Source organism: Kitasatospora sp. NPDC049285 (assembly GCF_040678815.1).
In the GTDB taxonomy this organism is placed as follows: Bacteria; Actinomycetota; Actinomycetes; order Streptomycetales; family Streptomycetaceae; genus Kitasatospora.
Genome location: NZ_JBFAQR010000040.1, coordinates 21249 through 38393, shown reverse-complemented (window position 1 = coordinate 38393; position 17145 = coordinate 21249). Strand labels below are relative to the sequence as shown.

The following is a 17145-nucleotide window of genomic DNA, read 5'->3' as shown; positions in this document are numbered from 1 at the left end:
AACCGTGCCCGCCGCGGGCCCGGTCCGGGCTCACAGGCCCAGGTCGTCCAGGGTGTACGCGGTCACGTACGGCAGGCCCGCCTCGGCGATCGCCGGGGCCGCGCCGCGCTCCACGATCACCGCGACGCCGACCACCTCGGCGCCCGCCTCGCGCAGCGCCTCCACCGCGGTCAGCACCGAACCGCCGGTGGTCGAGGTGTCCTCCACCGCCAGCACCCGGCGGCCCTTCACGTCCGGGCCCTCGATCCGGCGCTGCAGGCCGTGCGCCTTGCCCGCCTTGCGAACCACGAACGCGTCCAGCTTCCGGCCGCGGGCCGCCGCGGCGTGCAGCATCGCCGCCGCCACCGGGTCGGCGCCCAGGGTCAGACCGCCCACCGCGTCGAACTCCAGGTCGGCGGCCGCGTCCAGCATCACCTTGCCGACCAGCGGCGCCGCCTCCGCGTCCAGGGTGATCCGGCGCAGGTCGACGTAGTAGTCCGCCTCCAGCCCCGAGGAGAGGGTGACCTTGCCGTGCACCACGGCCTTGTCCTTGATCTGCGCCAGCAGGGCGTCGCGGTCGTTGCTCATGGACAGCCAGTTTAGGGCCTGGGCCCGGCGCCTCAGCGTCGGCGCAGCGCCCGGACCAGCACCACCGCGCCGCCGATCAGCGCCACCCCGCCGCCGATCATCCACGGCAGCGCCGAGCGGTCCGCCGCCAGCCCGGACAGCGGCGTCGGCTCCGCGCCGCCCCAGCGGGAGGCCGCCCGGGCCCGCGCGCTGTGCGCGGGCGGCGCGGGCGCGTACCGGCCGTGCGGCGGGGCGTGGTCGACCTCCTCGGCCGAGCGGCCGACGATGCTGCGCCGCACCGGCACGTTCTCCGGGTCGAACGGGGAGTCCGGCTGCGGCACCACCGGCACCGGCTCGGGCAGCTCGTCGTCGCTGAACGCGATCAGGTCCGACAGGTCGTCGTCCAGGTCGGCGGGGGGCGTGCGGTCGTCCAGGAAGACCACGGTGGCCGAGTCCGCCGGATCGCCCTCCGGGTCGTCCTCCGGCTCGGACAGCTCGTCGACCAGGGCGGCCACCGCGCGGTCGATCAGCCGGCGGCCGGTGGACTCCAGCACCGCGGGCTCGAACCCGGCCAGGCGGCCCGCCGCGTCGAGCACGGTGTGGATCCGCACCGCGGTCTCGCCCGGGCGCTCGTCCAGGGTGACCCGCAGCTCGGCGGTGACCGGGGCGGCGCCGCGGATCTCCTCGCCGGTCAGCAGCAGCCGCAGCGCGCCGTCCTGCCAGGTCTCCACGGCGAGGTGGCCGGCGAAGGTGATGGTGGACCCGGCGATCCGGATCCTGAGCCGGCTGTCCGCGGTGGGGGCGGACGTGGGCGCGACCGCGCTCAGGCCCGGCACACACCGGGCCACCAGCTCCCGGTCCACCAGCGCCTCCCGGACGACCTCGGCGGGCACCGGGACGACAACCTCATGCTCCATGCCAGCGAGCCTACCGACCGGGCCGCGCCCTGCCGAGCCTTCCACGCGAAGGCGGATCGACGACTGCGCGAACGGGCGTACGGGGGGCGGGGGTTCGCGGCGGAAGCCGAACTGGCTTAGGTCGGCCGTAAGGCTGCGCGTCACGGGCCCAGCAGGGTGTGCGGCGGCGGCAGCGGGGTGGGGCGGCGGCCGGCCAGGCCGGCGGCGGTGGTGCGCAGGCCGGCCTCGGTGAGGGAGCGCGGGGCGGGGGCGTCCGAGGCCAGGGTGAGCGCCGGGAGAGTGCGTGCGGCGAGCAGGTAGGCGGTGGCGGCGGCGGGGCGGCCACAGCCGTCCGCAGGGGCGTCCTGGCCCTGGTACGGGACGGTGCGCAGGCCGACCGCGTCGAGGCCGGACGCGGCGGTCCACAGCGCCTGCCCGGGCGCCCCGCCGCGCACCGCGAGCCGGCCCTCGGGGGCGAGCCGGCGGGCGGCCAGGCCGTAGAACTCGCGGGTGCGGTACCTACCGCCGGAGGCCTCGCCGTCCAGGTCGGCGACGATCGCGTCGAACTCGGCGGCGGAATCGCGCAGCCAGGCCATCGGCTCGGCGGTGACCAGCCGGACCCGCGGGTCGTCGTACGGGTGTCCGGCGAGCGCGCCGAAGGCGGCGTCCCGGCGCGGCAGGGCGGCGAGCGCGGGGTCGCGCTCGACCACCAGCACGCTGCGCACCGCGGGGTGGCGCAGCACCTCGCGCAGGGCGAGGCCGTCGCCGCCGAGCACCAGGACCCGGGCGGCGGGGCCGGCGGCCAGCGCGGGGCGGACCAGCGCCTCGTGGTCGCGGTACTCGTCGGGGCCGCAGACCGCGAGGCGGCCGTCCAGGAAGAGCTCCAGCGGCGGCGGGGTGCGCTGTTCGGGGACCCGGGCGGCGGCCGGGTCGGGGCCGCCGGTGAGGACGATCTCCTGGTAGCGGCTCTGGGTGGCGAAGCGGATCGGCCCGCCGTACAGGGCGTGCCGGGCGGCGCGTTCGATGGCGCCGGTCCAGGCGGCGGCCAGGGCGAGGACGGCGAGCACCAGCCCGCAGCCGGTCCACAGGGCCAGCCGGGCGCGCGGGGTGGGTTCGGCGCGGAACAGCCAGAGCGCCACCACCGCGCCGGCCAGCGCGTTGACCGCGCCGGTGAGCAGCGCCCCGGTGGCCTGGCCGAGGGTGGGCAGCAGGACGAACGGGAAGGCGAGCCCGCCGATCAGCGCGCCCACGTAGTCGGCGGCGAACAGGTCGGCGACCGCCCGGCCGGCGTGGTCCTGGCGGATCCGCTGGATCAGGGTCATCAGCAGCGGGATCTCGGCGCCGATCAGCAGGCCGATCAGCACGGTGGCGGCGATCAGCGCGGCCAGCGTGGCGCGCGACTGGTGCAGCCAGGCCCAGCCGCAGTACAGGGCCAGCGCGGAGAGGCCGCCGGTGAGCGACAGGGCGTACTCGACCGCGGCGAAGGAGGTGGCGGGGCGGCGGGTGAGCCCCTTGGCGAGCAGCGAGCCGACGCCCATCGCGAAGACCATCACGGAGAGCACCACGGAGGTCTGGGTGACCGAGTCGCCGAGCAGGTAGCCGCCGAGGGCGACCAGCTCCAGTTCGTACACCAGGCCGCAGGCCGCGCAGACGAACGCGGCCAGCAGCACCAGGATCCGGGCCGACCGGGCCGGGAGGGCGAGCGGTATGGCGCCGCCGGCCCGGACCGCGCCGCGCGGGGCGAGGGGCCGGTGCTCGGCCGCGGGTGGGGGATCGGTGGCGTCCAGACCCGGCTGCGCGGGTGGTCCGGCCGGATGGTTGATCATGAATGAACGCTAGGCGAGAGTCCGGGTGGATAGCTGCACCCATTCGGTGGACTGGGCCGGGCGCGTGGTTGACCCGGGTCACCAGCCGCCCAGCGCCTCCGGGTTGTCCGCGGCGCCCGGCAGCGAGAGCGAGGAGCGGGTGCACACCAGCCGGCCCTCCTGCGGGTAGGCGTGCCAGGTCCGCCACAGCACCCGGCGCTCCTCGCAGTGCGCCACCAGGGCGGTGAAGGCGCTCGGGTCGCCCGGGAAGATCCCGGCCAGGCCGCGCGGGTGCCCCTCGACCAGCGAGAGCAGCTCCTGGGCGCGGGCGGCGAAGACGTGCGGCGGCAGTTCCTCGATCCGGGCGGCGAACTCGTACTCCCAGCCGGCCACCTGTTCGGCGACCCGGGCCGGCAGCGGGGTGCGGCGGCCCGGCAGGCAGGCCACCGTCTCCAGGCAGTCGCCGGGGCCCGCCGCCAGGATGACCTGGTGCGAGGCGCCGAGCAGGCGCAGCTGGAGGGTGCCGCGGGCCGCGCCGGGGAGGCCGGACCCGTCGTCCAGTCTGAGGTCACGGACGGCCAGCGCGGGCAGCGGTTCGCCGCCGAGCTGCCAGGCCAGGTCGCCGGCGCGGGTGTCCGTGTAGGAGGTCTGCAGGGTGGTGAGCATGCTCGGCTCCGCATTTCAGCTCCGTGCGCGCCCCCTGATCCCGGGTCCGCCCCGGCTACGCGAGGCTGTTCGAGACTGTCCGGTCTGGGGCGCGGCCGACCGTGGAAGGAAGGATTCCGGCTGGAGATTCAGCAGCAGAGAAGCACGAATTCTCCGGGTCCGTCAGGGATTTACCCATGTTTGGCACTCATTCACCGTTCTGGGCGCTGTGTCCGACTGGGTGTGATCGGTCCCGGGATGCACTCTGTCCACGGGGCGCTGGTTCCACCGGATCAAGCGCCGTGCGCGCGGGTCGCGCGCCGTGTGCGCCCCCTTGACGGAGGTGCAGCTTTCAACCTTTCAACCGCCCTTTCCACCTGGGGAATCCCCGCTCGGGAACCGAACGGCGACGCGACGCGTCTATATCGGTCGGCATCACGGGGGTGCCGCCTTGCAGGGGGAGTCACGGGGCCTTGTCGATCGAGCTGCCGTCCGAACTGGTCTGGATCATGGACCTGATGGGTCTCAACTGGCCCGACGTGGACGAGGACGAACTCCGCGAGTGGGCTCAGCACGTCCGGGAGTTCGGCCGCGGGATGCAGGAGTCCCACGACGACACCGACGTCCTGCTGCAGAACCTCGGCGGCGCCTTCGAGGGCGCCTCCTACGAGGCCATGCTGTCGCGCTGGGGCCAGGCCTCCGGCTCGCACATGACGGTGCTGATCCAGGGCTGCGAGGTGCTGGGCACCGCGCTGGAGGTGGCCGCCGACGGCGTGATCGTCGCCAAGGGCGCGGTGATCGCCCAACTCGTCGCGATGGCCGCCGAGATGGCCGCCGCCGTGGCCACCATGGGCATCGCCGCGGCGGCCGAGGCGGCGATCGTCGAGGCGGGCAAGCGGATCGTCAACGCGATCATCCAGGAGATCGAGGACATGATCATCGGTCAGTTGGTCTCGATGGCGGTCGAGCCGTTCCAGGCCGCCATCGAGCAGGCGGTGTCCGGGCTGGTGTTCCAGGGCGTCGAGGCGGCGCTCGGTGCGGGAGGCAGCCGATGAGCGGCGGATTCCGGGTCGACCCCGAGGCGCTCGGGCGGGCCGCCCGGCAGGCGCACTCGCACGCCGACCAGGTCGAGAAGCACTCGCGCGACCTCGACGCCCGCACCCGGGGCAAGCTGCTGGGGAAGGGCAAGCTCGGGCAGATCGTGCAGAACGCCGTCCGCCCGGTCGTCGACTCGATGATCGGCGACATGGCCAAGGCGATGGCCGGTGGGCACCGCTCGATCGGACGCGGCCTGGAACTCACGGCGAAGAACCTCGACGACGCCGAGCGGGCGATCCACAAGAGCCTGCGCGCGGACGGCCGCTCGCTCGGCTCCGAGGGCATCAAGCTCGGCCCGGGCCAGTCGGTGCCCGGCCGCAAGGCGCTGCGCGCGCAGTACCACCGGCAGGTGGACGAGCGGGTGGCCCAGTTGGAGTTGCAGGGCCACGGCGTCGGACGGCACCTGAAGGTGACGGACCAACAGCTGAAAGACCGTCTGGGCAAGCCGATCCAGGAGCGGGTGAACGTCCCGCAGCCGCCGATCATCAACTCGCACGGCTACCCGGTCGCCCAACCCCCGCAGCAGGTCACCCGGTGGGCCCGCGACGAGTACGGCTTCTCCCGGTCGAACGAGAAGATCGACCCGCTGCACGGACCCGACGCCAAGCAGAACCTGACGCCGCCGCAGCTGTACCACGACAAGGAGAAGAAGGACCAGCACGGCAATCCGGTCAACCACAGCTGCGACCGCTTTTCCACCGCTTTCAAGGACAACGAGTCCTTCATGTACGCGGAGCGATATGCGCGAGCACGGATTCCGACCGGTCCGCCGTACGAGGTGAAGTTCTCGCCGAGTGACGCCTGGGGGCCGGGCGGCCATGATGCCAAGTTCCGCGGGTACTATATTGACCCGGACAATCCGGTGACAGCCGGCGGGAAGGTCAATTACCGGGACGTCAACTTCAAGGACGCCGAGATCGTGGCCGTCTACAAACCCGATGGCAAGGGCGGATTCAACCTCCACACGATGTTTCCGCAGCCCGCTCTCAAGCACAACGTCAGCCGCCACCACCTGCCGCATTGACGGTGAACATCGAAGGAGGGCCGCACGGTGCCGGTTCCACCGCTGCGCTGGAGCTTCCGGGAGGTCCCGGGCTGGTCGGACGACGAGCGGCTCCGCCGGTTCTACGGGTCCTGCTTCCGGATCGACACGGTGGACGAGATCGGCGAATTCAAGCCGTTCGCCACCGACGGCAGCGAATTCGCCGGCCGTCTCCGCGAAAGCCTGGAATACCTGCTGGAGCAGCGGCCCGCTTCCACCAGGGACTGGCTGGGGCTCACCGGATTCCAGTTCTTCACCGAGAACGAGCTCTACGGATTCCTGCAGGACGTGTACGACTACTTCTACGGGGTCCGGTCCGACCCGCCGGTCGCCCCCGACCCGGACCGTCCGCCGCCCTCGGACGACGACCGGTTCTGGACGGAATGGCGTTGACCGGGCCCGCCGTCCGGCGCTGGACCCCGACTGCTGAGGAATGGAGCACCTGGTATGCCACTGCGCGATGAACTCCCGCCCCGCACCGGCCCGTGGGCCAGCCGCTTCGACACCGAGGAGGCGTTCGTGCAGGCGGAGGACGCCCTGCGGGCCGCCGCGCTGGAGCACCGCGACCTGGCGCCGATCCTGTCCTTCGAATCGGTCTACGGCCCTGCCGGTGAGCGAGCCGGCAAGGCCACCGCGATCGCCATCGACTCGCGTCAGCCCTACCTGCCGAACGGCGAGCTCAACTACGTCTACGCCGACTTCCAGCTCTCCGGACTGCTGTACGGCGTCTACCGTCCCGCCGACGGCACGGGCCCGGCCGGGCCGCAGGACGCCGACGACCTGTGGAACACCACGCTTTACCCCTACCCCGGCGGCCCGGTCGACCCGACCACCGTGCCGCTCGCCGACCTGGGACTCGACGTGCCCGGTGTCGACCGGCGGTTCGTGCACTTCTGCGCCGGCCTGCTCGGCGTCGAGGCGGTCGACGACCTCGGCATGCTCAAGCAGACCTTCGACACCGCGTGGCCGGACTACCGCGAGACCGTCCGGGCCGGACTGCTCCACCTGGTGCAGAACCGTCCGCTCACCCCGCAGCACTGGTACGGCCTGACCTACGTGGGTTTCCCGGACCAGCAGGAGCTGACGGTCTATCTGGCCCAGGTCTACGCGTACCTCTTCGACGGCTTCGACGCGATGCCGCTGGCCCCGCAGTGAGCTTCCTCCGATCGAGCATCCCGCACTTCGCCGCGGACGAGTCGATCGGGACCCTCTTCCGGATCTCGCTGGGCGTCGAGTTCATCGACGACGTCGACCGGGTCCGCCCGAACGCGCTGCAGCGGTCGTCGGCGTTCTCCCGGCATCTGCGGGAAGCACTCGAGTACCTGCTGCGGGAACGGCCCTGCGACGTGGCGGAGTGGGCCTCACTGACCGGTGTCGCCTTCACCGACGGCGCGCATCTGTACGGCTACCTGCGGGACCTGTTCGACTACTTCTACGGGGACCGGTCGGACCCGCCCGTACCGCCCGACCCGGAGGCCCCGATGCCGGCCTGGGTCGCCGAGCACTGGCCCTGACCCGCCGTCAGAGGCTGCTCAGGCGGGTGACGGCCTCGGCGAGGACCGTCTCGGTCTTGCAGAAGGCGAAGCGCACCAGGCTTCGGCCGGCCTCGGGGTCGTCGTAGAAGACGGAGTTGGGGATGGCGACCACGCCGCAGCGTTCGGGGAGGGCGCGGCAGAACTCGAGGCCGTCCTTCTCGCCGAGGGGCGTGATGTCGGTGGTGATGAAGTACGTGCCCTGCGGCTCGAAGACCCGGAACCCGGCCGAGGCGAGGCCCGCGGTGAGCAGGTCGCGCTTGCGGCGCAGGTCCGCGCGGAAGTCGGCGTAGTACGTGTCGGGCAGGCGCAGGGCCTCGGCGACGGCGTACTGGAACGGGCCGGCGCTGACGTAGGTGAGGTACTGCTTGGCGGTGCGGACGGCGGCGACCAGCGCGGGGGAGGCGGTGACCCAGCCGACCTTCCATCCGGTGAAGGAGAAGGTCTTGCCCGCCGAGGAGATGGCGACCGTGCGCTCGCGCATGCCCGGGAGGGCGGCCAGCGGGTGGTGGGCGCCGGCGAAGACCAGGTGCTCGTAGACCTCGTCGGTGATCACCAACAGGTCGTGCTCGACGGCGAGTTCGGCGATCGTGGCGAGTTCCTCGGCGGTCAGCACGGTGCCGGTCGGGTTGTGCGGGGTGTTGACCAGCAGCAGCCGGGTGCGCGGGGTGATCAGGGCGCGCAGCTCGTCCAGGTCGGGGCGGAAGTCGGGTTGACGCAGCGTCAGCGGGACGCGGACCGCGCCGGCCATCGCGATGCAGGCGGCGTACGAGTCGTAGAACGGCTCGAAGGCGATCACCTCGTCGCCGGGCTCCAGCAGCGCCAGCAGCGCGGCGGCGATCGCCTCGGTGGCGCCCGCGGTGACCAACACCTCGGTGTCAGGGTCGTACTCCAGGCCGTAGAAGCGCTGCTGGTGCTCGGCGATCGCGGCCCGCAGCTCGGGGATGCCCGGCCCCGGCGGGTACTGGTTGCCGTGGCCCTCCCGCAGCGCCCGGACGGCGGCCTCCCGGACCTCCTCGGGCCCGTCGGTGTCCGGGAACCCCTGCCCTAGGTTGATCGAGCCGGTGGCGGTGGCCAGCGCCGACATCTCGGCGAAGATCGTCGTCCCGAGGCCCTCGAGTCGGCGGTTCAGCAGCGGCCTGGCGGTCATCGTCGGCTCCCCTGTGGCTGGTGGTCGGGGATCATCATCCGCTGCGGGCGGGGCGGGGGACAAGGACCGCAGGGGAACGCCGAAGGCCCGGCGGGTGGGCCGGGCCTTCGGGGTGGGGCTGCTCAGTGCTGGTAGTAGCCGAACTGGTCGACCACCACGTGCACGGTGCTGTCGGAGGCGTTGTAGAAGGTGATCATGCCGTCCTTGACCGGGACCACGACCTGGTTGGCGATGGTCTGTCCGGCCCGCCAGTTCAGGTTGGACGCCGTCGGGAGCGGGTCGCCGTGCGGGTACACCGTCAGGTGGCCGTCGGTGCCGGGCTCGGTGACGGTGACGTTCAGGACCACGGCGCCGTCGATGAACGGGCCCTCCAGGTAGAGCTCCAGGTTGCTGCGGGGTGCGACCGGTGCGGCCGGGCGCATGCCGTTGCCGTCCCAGGAGTTGGTCCGGGTGTCCATCACCCGGGTCGGGCCGATCGGGCGGTAGGTGATGTCGCCGCCGGTGGTGTAGTAGCCGGCGAGGTCGGCGATGACGTGCACGGTGGCGTCGGAGGCGTTGTAGAAGGAGACCTTGCCGTCCTTGACCGGGACGGTGACCAGGTTGGGGATGGTCTGCCCGGTGGTCCAGTTGAGGTTGGAGGCGTTGGGCGCGCTCTGGCCGTGCGGGTACACCGTCAGGTGGCCGTCGGTGCCGGGCTCGGTGACCGTCACATTCAGGGTGATCGCGGTGGCACCGGCCGGGATGCCTGCGACGCCGGTGACCTGGAGGTCGACGGTGCCGCGCGGGGCGACGGCCTTGGCGGTCGCTACGCCGATCGGGGCGCGGGTGTCCAGCAGCCGGGTCGGGCCGGCCGGGTTGAAGGTGCTGCCCTTGGCGCTGTAGTAGCCGGCCAGGTCGGCGATGACCTGGACGGTGGCGTCGGAGGCGTTGTAGAAGGAGACCTTGCCGTCCTTGACCGGGACGGTGACCAGGTTGGGGATGGTCTGTCCGGCGGTCCAGTTGAGGTTGGACGCGGTCGGCATCTCGTCGCCGTGCGGATACACCGTCAGGTGGCCGGGGGTGCCCGGCTCGGTGACGGTGACGTTCAGGGTCACGGCGGTGACGCCGGCCGGGATGCCCGCGACGCCGGCCACCTGGAGGTCGACGGTGCCGCGCGGGGCGACCGGCTCGGCGGTGGGGACGCCGATGGGCGCGCGGGTGTCCAGCAGGCGGGTCGGGCCGGCCGGGGTGAAGAGGCTGCCGAAGTCCTGGAACTCCCGGGCGCCGCGGTCGCGGGTGCCGGTGCCGGTCCCGGTGTTCGGCACCACCGGGTCGTCCGTCGCGGCATAGCCACGGGCGTCGCCGGGCAGCATGCCGGGCACGCTCTCGTCCGCGGAGTCGACGATCGGGGAGCGCGACTGGCCGGGGTGGTACTGCCAGAGCGCCGCCCAGTCGGTGACGTAGTCGTGGGTGCCCTGCCCGGTCGCCGCGGTGAAGGCCGCCTGGGTGGCGTACGCCGTGCCGGTCCAGGTGTAGGCCGGGGCACCGCCCTTCGGCGAGAGGGTGTTGTAGTCGGCCTTGGTGCCGGACACCGAGCCCGCGTCGACCGTCAGGCCGACGGGCGCGGACCCGGCCGGGCACGGCTGGCCCTCGTCCAGGTTGGCCGTCCCGGTGGCGTTGTTCTCCACCGTCGCGCCGGTCGACCCGTTCTGGAGCTGCACCGCGGCGCCGCAGGGCGCCTGGACGGTGTTGTTGACGACGGTCGTCGACGGGGCGCCCGAGATCCGGATGCCGGTCGGGTCGAGCCCGCTCTGGGCCAGGATGTCCAGCGAGGCCAGCACCGTCCCGGTGGAGCCGCCGTCGACCACGACGGCGGCACCCTTGGGGTAGCTGAGCTGCGCCTGGCCGAAGGCGACGTCCTTCGAGTGGTTGGTGATCCGCACCCCGCCGGTGTACGGGGCGACCGCCCGGAAGCGGACGTCCTCGGCCCCGTCGACCACCACGGCCTGGCCGCCGCCGACCGGGTTGAGGTTCAGGTCCTCGAAGCGCAGGTGGGCGCCCTTGACGGTCAGGCCGTCGGCCTCGGTGGCACCGCCGTTGCGGATGACGACACGGTCGTCGAGCGAGAGGGCATTGGAGGCCGGTCCGCGGAAGGTGATCGGCGCTGCGGCCGTGCCCGAGTGGGTGACGACCAGCGCGGGTTCGACGTAGTCGCCGGCCGCGATCTGCACGGTCTGGCCCGGCTGGACGGCGTTCGCCGCCGCCTGAATGCTGCAGAGCGGCACCGCCGCGCTGCCGGGGCCGTCGTTGCTGCAGCCGCCGCTGTTGTTGACGTAGAGGGTGGTGGCGTCGGCGAGGGCGCTGGCAGGGCCGAGGGCCGGGAGTACGGCCGTGCCGAGCAGCGCGGAGCCGATGAACGCCGCGATCCGGGTTCTGATGGGGTGCTCCCACGGGCTTGCGATGGGTCAGGCCGCCGGGAAGTCGCACACAGGGCCGACGGCGGACGGATTCTCGCACGCAGGTGCGACGCCCATCGGCGCGGGGGCGGGAACGCCGACGGGCCCGGCTCCGCGGGTGTCGCGGTGCCGGGCCCGTCGGGGTGGTGCTGATCAGTGCCCGTAGTAACCGAACTGGTCGACCACCAGGTGAATCGTGCTGTCGGAGGCGTTGTAGAAGGAGATCCTGCCGTCCTTGACCGGGACCACGACCTGGTTGGCGATGGTCTGCCCGGCGGTCCAGTTGAGGTTGGAGGCGTTGGGGGCGGCCTGGCCGTGCGGGTAGACGGTCAGGTGGCCGTCGGTGCCCGGCTCGGTGACCGTCACGTTCAGGACGATGGCGCCGTCGGTGAACGGGCCTTCGAGCGGGAGCTCCAGGGTTCCGCGCGGCGCGATCGGCCCGGCGTCGCGGGGCGTGCTGCCCCGCTGCTCGACGCGGGTGTCCATGATCCGCCACGGGCCGTCGGGGCGGAAGCTGATGTCGCCGGTGGTGGTGTAGTAGCCCGCCAGGTCGGCGATCACCTGCACGGTGGCGTCGGAGGCGTTGTAGAACGACACCTTGCCGTCCTTGACTGGGACGGTCACCAGGTTGGGGATGGTCTGCCCGGCGGTCCAGTTGAGGTTGGAGGCGTTGGGGGCGGCCTGGCCGTGCGGATACACCGTCAGGTGGCCGGGGGTGCCGGGCTCGGTGACCGTCACGTTCAGGGTGATCGCGGTGACACCGGCCGGGACGCCTGCGACGCCGGCGACCTGGAGGTCGACGGTGCCGCGGGGGGCGACGGCCTTGGCGGTGGGGACGCCGATGGGCGCGCGGGTGTCCAGCAGGCGGGTCGGGCCGGCCGGATTGAAGGTGCTGCCCTTGCTGCTGTAGTACCCGGCGAGGTCGGCGACGACGTGCACGGTGGCGTCGGAGGCGTTGTAGAAGGAGACCTTGCCGTCCTTGACCGGGACGGTCACCAGGTTCGGAATCGTGGTGCCGGCTGTCCAGTTGAGGTTGGACGCGGTCGGCATCTCGTCGCCGTGCGGATACACCGTCAGGTGGCCGTCGGTGCCGGGCTCGGTGACCGTGACGTTCAGCGTGACCGCGGTGATCCCGGCCGGGATGCCCGCGACGCCGGCCACCTGGAGGTCGACGGTGCCGCGGGCGGCGACGGGCTTCGCGGCCGGGACGCCGATCGCGGCGCGGGTGTCCAGCAGCCGGGTCGGCCCGGCCGGGCTGAACAGGCTGCCGAAGTCCTCGAACTCGGCGGCGCCGCGGTCACGCGTGCCGGTGCCGGTGCCGGTGTTCGTGACCACCGGGTCGTCCACCGCCGGTCGGCCGTAGGCGTCGACGGGCAGGATGCCGGGGACGTTCTCGTCGGCGGAGTCGACGAGCGGGGAGCGCGACTGGCCGGGGTGGTACTGCCACAACTGCTCGTAGTTGGTGACGTAGTCGTGCGCGCCCTGGCCGGTCGCCGCGGTGAAGGCCGCCTGGGTGGCGTACGCCGTGCCGGCCCAGTCGTAGACCGGGAAGCTGCTGTTCGGCGCGAGCGTGTTGTAGTCGGCCTTGGTGCCGGACACCGAGTCCGCGGCGACCGACAGCCCCAGGGCCGGCGACCCGGCCGGACACGCCTGGTCGTTCCCACCGATCGTCGTCACCAGGTTGTTCTCCACCGTGGCGCCGGTCGACCCGTTCTGGATCTGCATGGCGGTGCCGCAGGTGGCGTGGATGGTGTTGTTGACGATGGTCGTCGACGGTGCGTCGGAGATCCGGAACCCGGTCGGGTCGACCATGCTCTGCGCGAAGATCGACAGCGAGGCCAGGACCGTGCCGGTGGAGCCGCCGTCGACCACGACGCTCGCACCCTTGGGGTAGCTGCTCTGGGACTGGCCGAAGGACACGTTCTTCGACTGGTTGGTGATCCTGATGCCGCCCATGAACGCCGTCACGGTGCGGAAGGAGACGTCCTCGGCGCCGTTCGCCACCACGGCCTGGCCGCTGCCGGTCGGGTTGACGGACAGGTTCTTGAAGCGCAGGTGCTGGCCCTTGACGGTGAGCCCGTCCGCGCTGGGAACCGAGGTGTTGGTGATGACCACGGTGCTGTTGGTCTGGTAGTCGCCCAGGTCGGGGCCGCTGAACGTGATCGGCGCCTGGGCGGTGCCGGCGGCAGTGACGGTCAGTCCGCCCTCGTCGTACTCGCCGGCGAGGACCTGCACGGTCTGGCCGGGCTGGACGACGGCGGCCGCCGCCTTGATGTGGCAGAACGGGGCTGCCTGGGTGCCGGTGCCGGAGTCGGTGCAGTGCGCTCCGGCGGCGTTGTTGACGTAGAGGGTGGCGGCGTCGGCGAGGGCGCTGGCAGGGCCGAGGGCCGGGAGTACGGCCGTGCCGAGCAGCGCGGAGCCGAGGAGCGCCGCGATCCGGGTCTTGATGGTGTTCCCCCTGGACATGAGAGTCACGCCGTCGTGAATTCGTACACAGGTCCGACGGCGGACGGATTCTCGCACGCCCGATTCCCCGGTGTACACACGGATTTCGGCGTAGCGGGGAACGCCGACGGGCCCGGCGCCGCGAGGTCGCGGTGCCGGGCCCGTAGGGGGTCGCGGGGGAGGCTCAGGCCTCGTTGGTGGGGCCCTCGTCGCCGTCGGTGTCCTTGTCCTCGATCTCGTCCTGCAGGCCGAGGCGCTCGACCATCCACTGCTCGAACCCGACCGAGGCCTGGGTCCAGTTGGCGGTGGTGCCGACGAAGTACTCCAGGCTGACGCCGTTGCCGACGATCATCTGGGACTCGCCGATCAGCCGGACCACGCCGTCCTCGTGGGTGTGGGTGTAGACCTTCGGCCAGAGGGTCTCGCGGTTCCACTCGTCGATCAGGTCGAGGATCTCGCCCTTCTTCTCGAGCGGGTAGGCGCGGTCGTAGAACGCGCGGACCGCGAACAGCTCCTTCTGGTCGCCGCGGAACATGTAGTACACGCGGAAGCCCTGCCAGGGGGCGGTGAGGTCGCCCTCCTCGTCGACGACGTGCTTGAGCTGCATCTGGTCGAGCAGCTGGGCGACCAGGTTCTGGTCCGGGATGATCACCGGGGGCGGTCCGGCCGGAGCGCCACCGGGCTGGCCACCGCCCTGCGGCGGCTGCGGCATGCCGAAGGACGGGATGGACGACGGGTCGATGCTCACGGGGGTGTCCCTTTCGAGGTGCACAAGGGCGGCCGACACGGCGCGCCGCCCTTCTCATAGGTCCATCCTGCCTCATTCGGGCCGCTCGGCACAGAGACCACCGGCCCGTGGCCGCGGGCCCGCCGGAGGGTGTTCCGGCGGGCCCGCAGGGTCACCGGATCACTTGAGCAGCGAGGGCTTCGGACCGACCGTGAGCCGGTCGTGGGCCTCGTCCCGGTCGACCAGGACGGTGTCGCCGTCGTGCACCCGGCCGGACAGGATCTCCTTGGCCAGCTGGTCGCCGATCGCGGACTGCACCAGCCGGCGCAGCGGCCGGGCGCCGTACGCCGGGTCGTAGCCGGTGAGGGCGAGCCAGTCCCGGGCGGCGGGGGTGACCTCCAGGGTGAGCCGGCGCTCGTGCAGGCGGCGGGCGAGCGCGTCGACCTGCAGGTCGACGATCCGGCTGAGCTCCTCGGTGCCCAGCGGGTCGAAGACCACGATGTCGTCCAGCCGGTTGAGGAACTCCGGCTTGAAGGCGGAGCGGACCGTCTCCAGCACCAGCTCCTTCTTGCGCTCCTCCGGCGTGGTCTGGTCGACCAGGTACTGCGAGCCCAGGTTGGAGGTGAGGATCAGGATCGCGTTGCGGAAGTCCACGGTGCGGCCCTGGCCGTCGGTGAGCCGGCCGTCGTCCAGCACCTGGAGCAGCACGTCGAACACCTCGGGGTGGGCCTTCTCCACCTCGTCCAGCAGCACCACGCTGTACGGCCGGCGGCGGACCGCCTCGGTGAGCTGGCCGCCCTCCTCGTAGCCGACGTACCCGGGCGGGGCGCCGACCAGGCGGGAGACCGAGTGCTTCTCGCCGTACTCGCTCATGTCGATCCGGACCATCGCCCGCTCGTCGTCGAACAGGAAGTCCGCGAGCGCCTTGGCGAGTTCGGTCTTGCCGACGCCGGTGGGGCCGAGGAAGAGGAACGAGCCGGTCGGGCGGTCCGGGTCGGCGATGCCGGAGCGGGTGCGGCGCACCGCGTCCGACACGGCCTGCACGGCCTGCCGCTGGCCGATCAGGCGGCGGCCCAACTCGTCCTCCATGCGCAGGAGTTTGGCGCTCTCGCCCTCCAGCAGGCGGCCGGCCGGGATGCCCGTCCAGGAGGCGACCACGTCGGCCACGTCGTCCGGGCCGACCTGCTCCTTGACCATGGTGGCGGTCGGCTGGTCCGCGGCGCGGTCCTGCGCCTCGGCCAACTCCCGCTCGGCGGACGGGATCTCGGCGTACATCAGCTTGGAGGCGCGCTCGAAGTCGCCGTCCCGCTGGGCCCGGTCGAGGGCGCCGCGCAGGTCGTCCAGGCGCTCCTTGAGCTCGCCGACCCGGTTCAGCGACTTCTTCTCCTGCTCCCAGCGGGCGTTGAGGGTGCTCAACTGCTCCTGCTTGTCGGCGAGATCGCGGCGCAGCTTGCCGAGCCGCTCGACCGAGGCCGGGTCGGACTCCTTGTCCAGCGCCAGCTCCTCCATCCGCAGCCGGTCGACCACGCGCTGCAGCTCGTCGATCTCGACGGGCGAGGAGTCGATCTCCATCCGCAGCCGGGAGGCCGCCTCGTCGACCAGGTCGATCGCCTTGTCGGGCAGGAAGCGGGAGGTGATGTACCGGTTGGAGAGCGTCGCGGCGGCGACCAGCGCGGCGTCGGTGATCTCCACCTTGTGGTGCGCCTCGTACCGGCCCTTGAGGCCGCGCAGGATGGCGATGGTGTCCTCGACGCTGGGCTCGCCGACCAGCACCTGCTGGAAGCGGCGCTCCAGCGCCGGGTCCTTCTCGATCCGCTCGCGGTACTCGTCCAGCGTGGTGGCGCCGACCATGCGCAGCTCGCCGCGGGCCAGCATCGGCTTGAGCATGTTGCCCGCGTCCATCGCGGAGTCGCCGCCGGCGCCCGCGCCGACCATGGTGTGCAGCTCGTCGATGAAGGTGATCACCTGGCCGTCGGAGGCCTTGATGTCGTTCAGGACGGCCTTCAGCCGCTCCTCGAACTCGCCGCGGAACTTCGCGCCCGCGACCATCGCCGCCAGGTCCAGCGCGACCAGGCGCTTGCCGCGCAGCGACTCGGGCACGTCGCCCGCGACGATGCGCTGGGCTAGGCCCTCCACCACGGCGGTCTTGCCGACGCCGGGCTCGCCGATCAGCACCGGGTTGTTCTTGGTGCGCCGGGAGAGCACCTGCACCACCCGGCGGATCTCCTGGTCGCGGCCGATCACCGGGTCGAGCTTGCCGTCCCGGGCGGCCTGGGTCAGGTCGGAGCCGTACTTCTCCAGCGCCTTGTAGGTGCCCTCCGGGTCCGGCGAGGTGACCCGGGCGCTGCCCCGGACGTCCTTGAACGCGGCCAGCAGCGCCTTCGGGGTGGCGCCCTGGTCCTTGAGCAGCTCGGCGGTCCGGCCGCCCTCGGCGGCCAGGCCGACCAGCAGGTGCTCGGTGGAGACGTACTGGTCGTCCAGGTCCGCGGCGCGCTTGCCGGCCTCCTCCAGCACCGCCAGGGTGTCCCGGGCGAGCTGCGGGGCGGCGACCGTCGACCCCTGGGCGGCGGGCAGCGCGGCGGCCTGCTGGCGGGCGGCGGCGGTGACCTTCGCGGCGTCCGCCCCGACCGCCTCCAGCAGCGGCCGGGCCAGGCCCTCCGGCTGGTCGAGCAGGGCCAGCAGGATGTGCACCGGCTTGACGTCCGGGTTCCCCGCGGCGCTGGCCTGCCGGATGGCGGAGGACAACGCCTCCTGCGTCTTGCTGGTGAACTTACTGGCGTCCACTGCGGGCATACCCCTCTCGGCTCAGGTCCTTCCAAGTCTG

The 17145-nt window shown here is 72.4% G+C and carries 14 protein-coding genes; 5 read left to right on the top strand and 9 right to left on the bottom strand.

The genetic code is table 11. From position 1 onward, the window contains the following. Nucleotides 1–30: 30 nt before the first annotated feature. The 4 genes from pyrE to AB0K51_RS23430 form a co-directional block, all read right to left on the bottom strand. Entirely contained in the window at nt 31–567 is a 537-nt protein-coding gene (gene pyrE, locus AB0K51_RS23445) for an orotate phosphoribosyltransferase (protein WP_030457553.1), read from the bottom strand. A gap of 32 nt (nt 568–599) precedes the next feature. Continuing rightward, the gene (locus tag AB0K51_RS23440) at nt 600–1463 is read right to left on the bottom strand and encodes an SRPBCC domain-containing protein (protein WP_363458666.1); all 864 of its coding nucleotides are present in this window, start codon (nt 1461–1463) and stop codon (nt 600–602) included. A gap of 140 nt (nt 1464–1603) precedes the next feature. Beyond that, a complete protein-coding gene (locus AB0K51_RS23435) occupies nt 1604–3268 on the bottom strand; it encodes a spermidine synthase (protein ID WP_363458664.1) in 1665 nt (554 codons plus the stop codon). 78 nt (nt 3269–3346) lie between these two features. Further along, on the bottom strand, nt 3347–3913 hold the full coding sequence (locus tag AB0K51_RS23430) for a DUF2617 family protein (RefSeq protein ID WP_363458662.1): 567 nt from the start codon (nt 3911–3913) through the stop codon (nt 3347–3349). Nucleotides 3914–4365: 452 nt separating this feature from the next. Between AB0K51_RS23430 and AB0K51_RS23425 the strand changes: the two genes are divergently transcribed. The 5 genes from AB0K51_RS23425 to AB0K51_RS23405 are packed head-to-tail and all read left to right on the top strand — an operon-like array spanning nt 4366 to nt 7546. After that, entirely contained in the window at nt 4366–4947 is a 582-nt protein-coding gene (locus AB0K51_RS23425) for a hypothetical protein (protein WP_363458661.1), read from the top strand. Then, nucleotides 4944–6014, top strand: coding sequence for a hypothetical protein (locus tag AB0K51_RS23420; RefSeq protein WP_363458659.1), 1071 nt, complete (start codon nt 4944–4946; stop codon nt 6012–6014). The genes AB0K51_RS23425 and AB0K51_RS23420 overlap by 4 nt, the downstream gene beginning before the upstream one ends. A 27-nt stretch (nt 6015–6041) precedes the next feature. Beyond that, nucleotides 6042–6425, top strand: coding sequence for a hypothetical protein (locus AB0K51_RS23415; RefSeq protein ID WP_363458657.1), 384 nt, complete (start codon nt 6042–6044; stop codon nt 6423–6425). A gap of 54 nt (nt 6426–6479) precedes the next feature. Then, on the top strand, nt 6480–7187 hold the full coding sequence (locus AB0K51_RS23410) for a hypothetical protein (protein WP_363458655.1): 708 nt from the start codon (nt 6480–6482) through the stop codon (nt 7185–7187). Beyond that, nucleotides 7184–7546, top strand: a complete 363-nt coding sequence (locus tag AB0K51_RS23405; RefSeq protein WP_363458653.1) for a hypothetical protein — start codon at nt 7184–7186, stop codon at nt 7544–7546. The genes AB0K51_RS23410 and AB0K51_RS23405 overlap by 4 nt, the downstream gene beginning before the upstream one ends. A 7-nt stretch (nt 7547–7553) precedes the next feature. Here AB0K51_RS23405 and AB0K51_RS23400 read toward each other — a convergent pair whose 3' ends face one another. From AB0K51_RS23400 to clpB, 5 genes are all read right to left on the bottom strand, one after another. Further along, nucleotides 7554–8714, bottom strand: coding sequence for a pyridoxal phosphate-dependent aminotransferase (locus tag AB0K51_RS23400; RefSeq protein ID WP_363458651.1), 1161 nt, complete (start codon nt 8712–8714; stop codon nt 7554–7556). 122 nt (nt 8715–8836) lie between these two features. Continuing rightward, entirely contained in the window at nt 8837–10978 is a 2142-nt protein-coding gene (locus AB0K51_RS23395) for a hypothetical protein (protein ID WP_363458650.1), read from the bottom strand. A 324-nt stretch (nt 10979–11302) separates the two neighbouring features. Beyond that, nucleotides 11303–13615 carry a right-handed parallel beta-helix repeat-containing protein gene (locus AB0K51_RS23390; protein ID WP_363458649.1) on the bottom strand — a complete coding sequence of 771 codons (2313 nt, stop codon included), beginning with the start codon at nt 13613–13615 and terminating at the stop codon, nt 11303–11305. A 163-nt stretch (nt 13616–13778) separates the two neighbouring features. Next, nucleotides 13779–14342, bottom strand: a complete 564-nt coding sequence (locus AB0K51_RS23385; RefSeq protein ID WP_363458647.1) for a YbjN domain-containing protein — start codon at nt 14340–14342, stop codon at nt 13779–13781. 159 nt (nt 14343–14501) lie between these two features. Next, entirely contained in the window at nt 14502–17105 is a 2604-nt protein-coding gene (gene clpB, locus AB0K51_RS23380; protein WP_363458645.1) for an ATP-dependent chaperone ClpB, read from the bottom strand. Between the last annotated feature and the right edge of the window lie 40 nt (nt 17106–17145).

Bases quoted from the DNA above. Each gene is read 5' to 3' on its own strand.
- AB0K51_RS23440 (WP_363458666.1), bottom strand. From the start codon at position 1,463: ATGGAGCATGAGGTTGTCGTCCCGGTGCCCGCCGAGGTCGTCCGGGAG.
- pyrE (WP_030457553.1), bottom strand. From the start codon at position 567: ATGAGCAACGACCGCGACGCCCTGCTGGCGCAGATCAAGGACAAGGCC.
- AB0K51_RS23430 (WP_363458662.1), bottom strand. From the start codon at position 3,913: ATGCTCACCACCCTGCAGACCTCCTACACGGACACCCGCGCCGGCGAC.
- AB0K51_RS23410 (WP_363458655.1), top strand. From the start codon at position 6,480: ATGCCACTGCGCGATGAACTCCCGCCCCGCACCGGCCCGTGGGCCAGC.
- AB0K51_RS23420 (WP_363458659.1), top strand. From the start codon at position 4,944: ATGAGCGGCGGATTCCGGGTCGACCCCGAGGCGCTCGGGCGGGCCGCC.
- AB0K51_RS23390 (WP_363458649.1), bottom strand. From the start codon at position 13,615: ATGTCCAGGGGGAACACCATCAAGACCCGGATCGCGGCGCTCCTCGGC.
- AB0K51_RS23435 (WP_363458664.1), bottom strand. From the start codon at position 3,268: ATGATCAACCATCCGGCCGGACCACCCGCGCAGCCGGGTCTGGACGCC.
- AB0K51_RS23400 (WP_363458651.1), bottom strand. From the start codon at position 8,714: ATGACCGCCAGGCCGCTGCTGAACCGCCGACTCGAGGGCCTCGGGACG.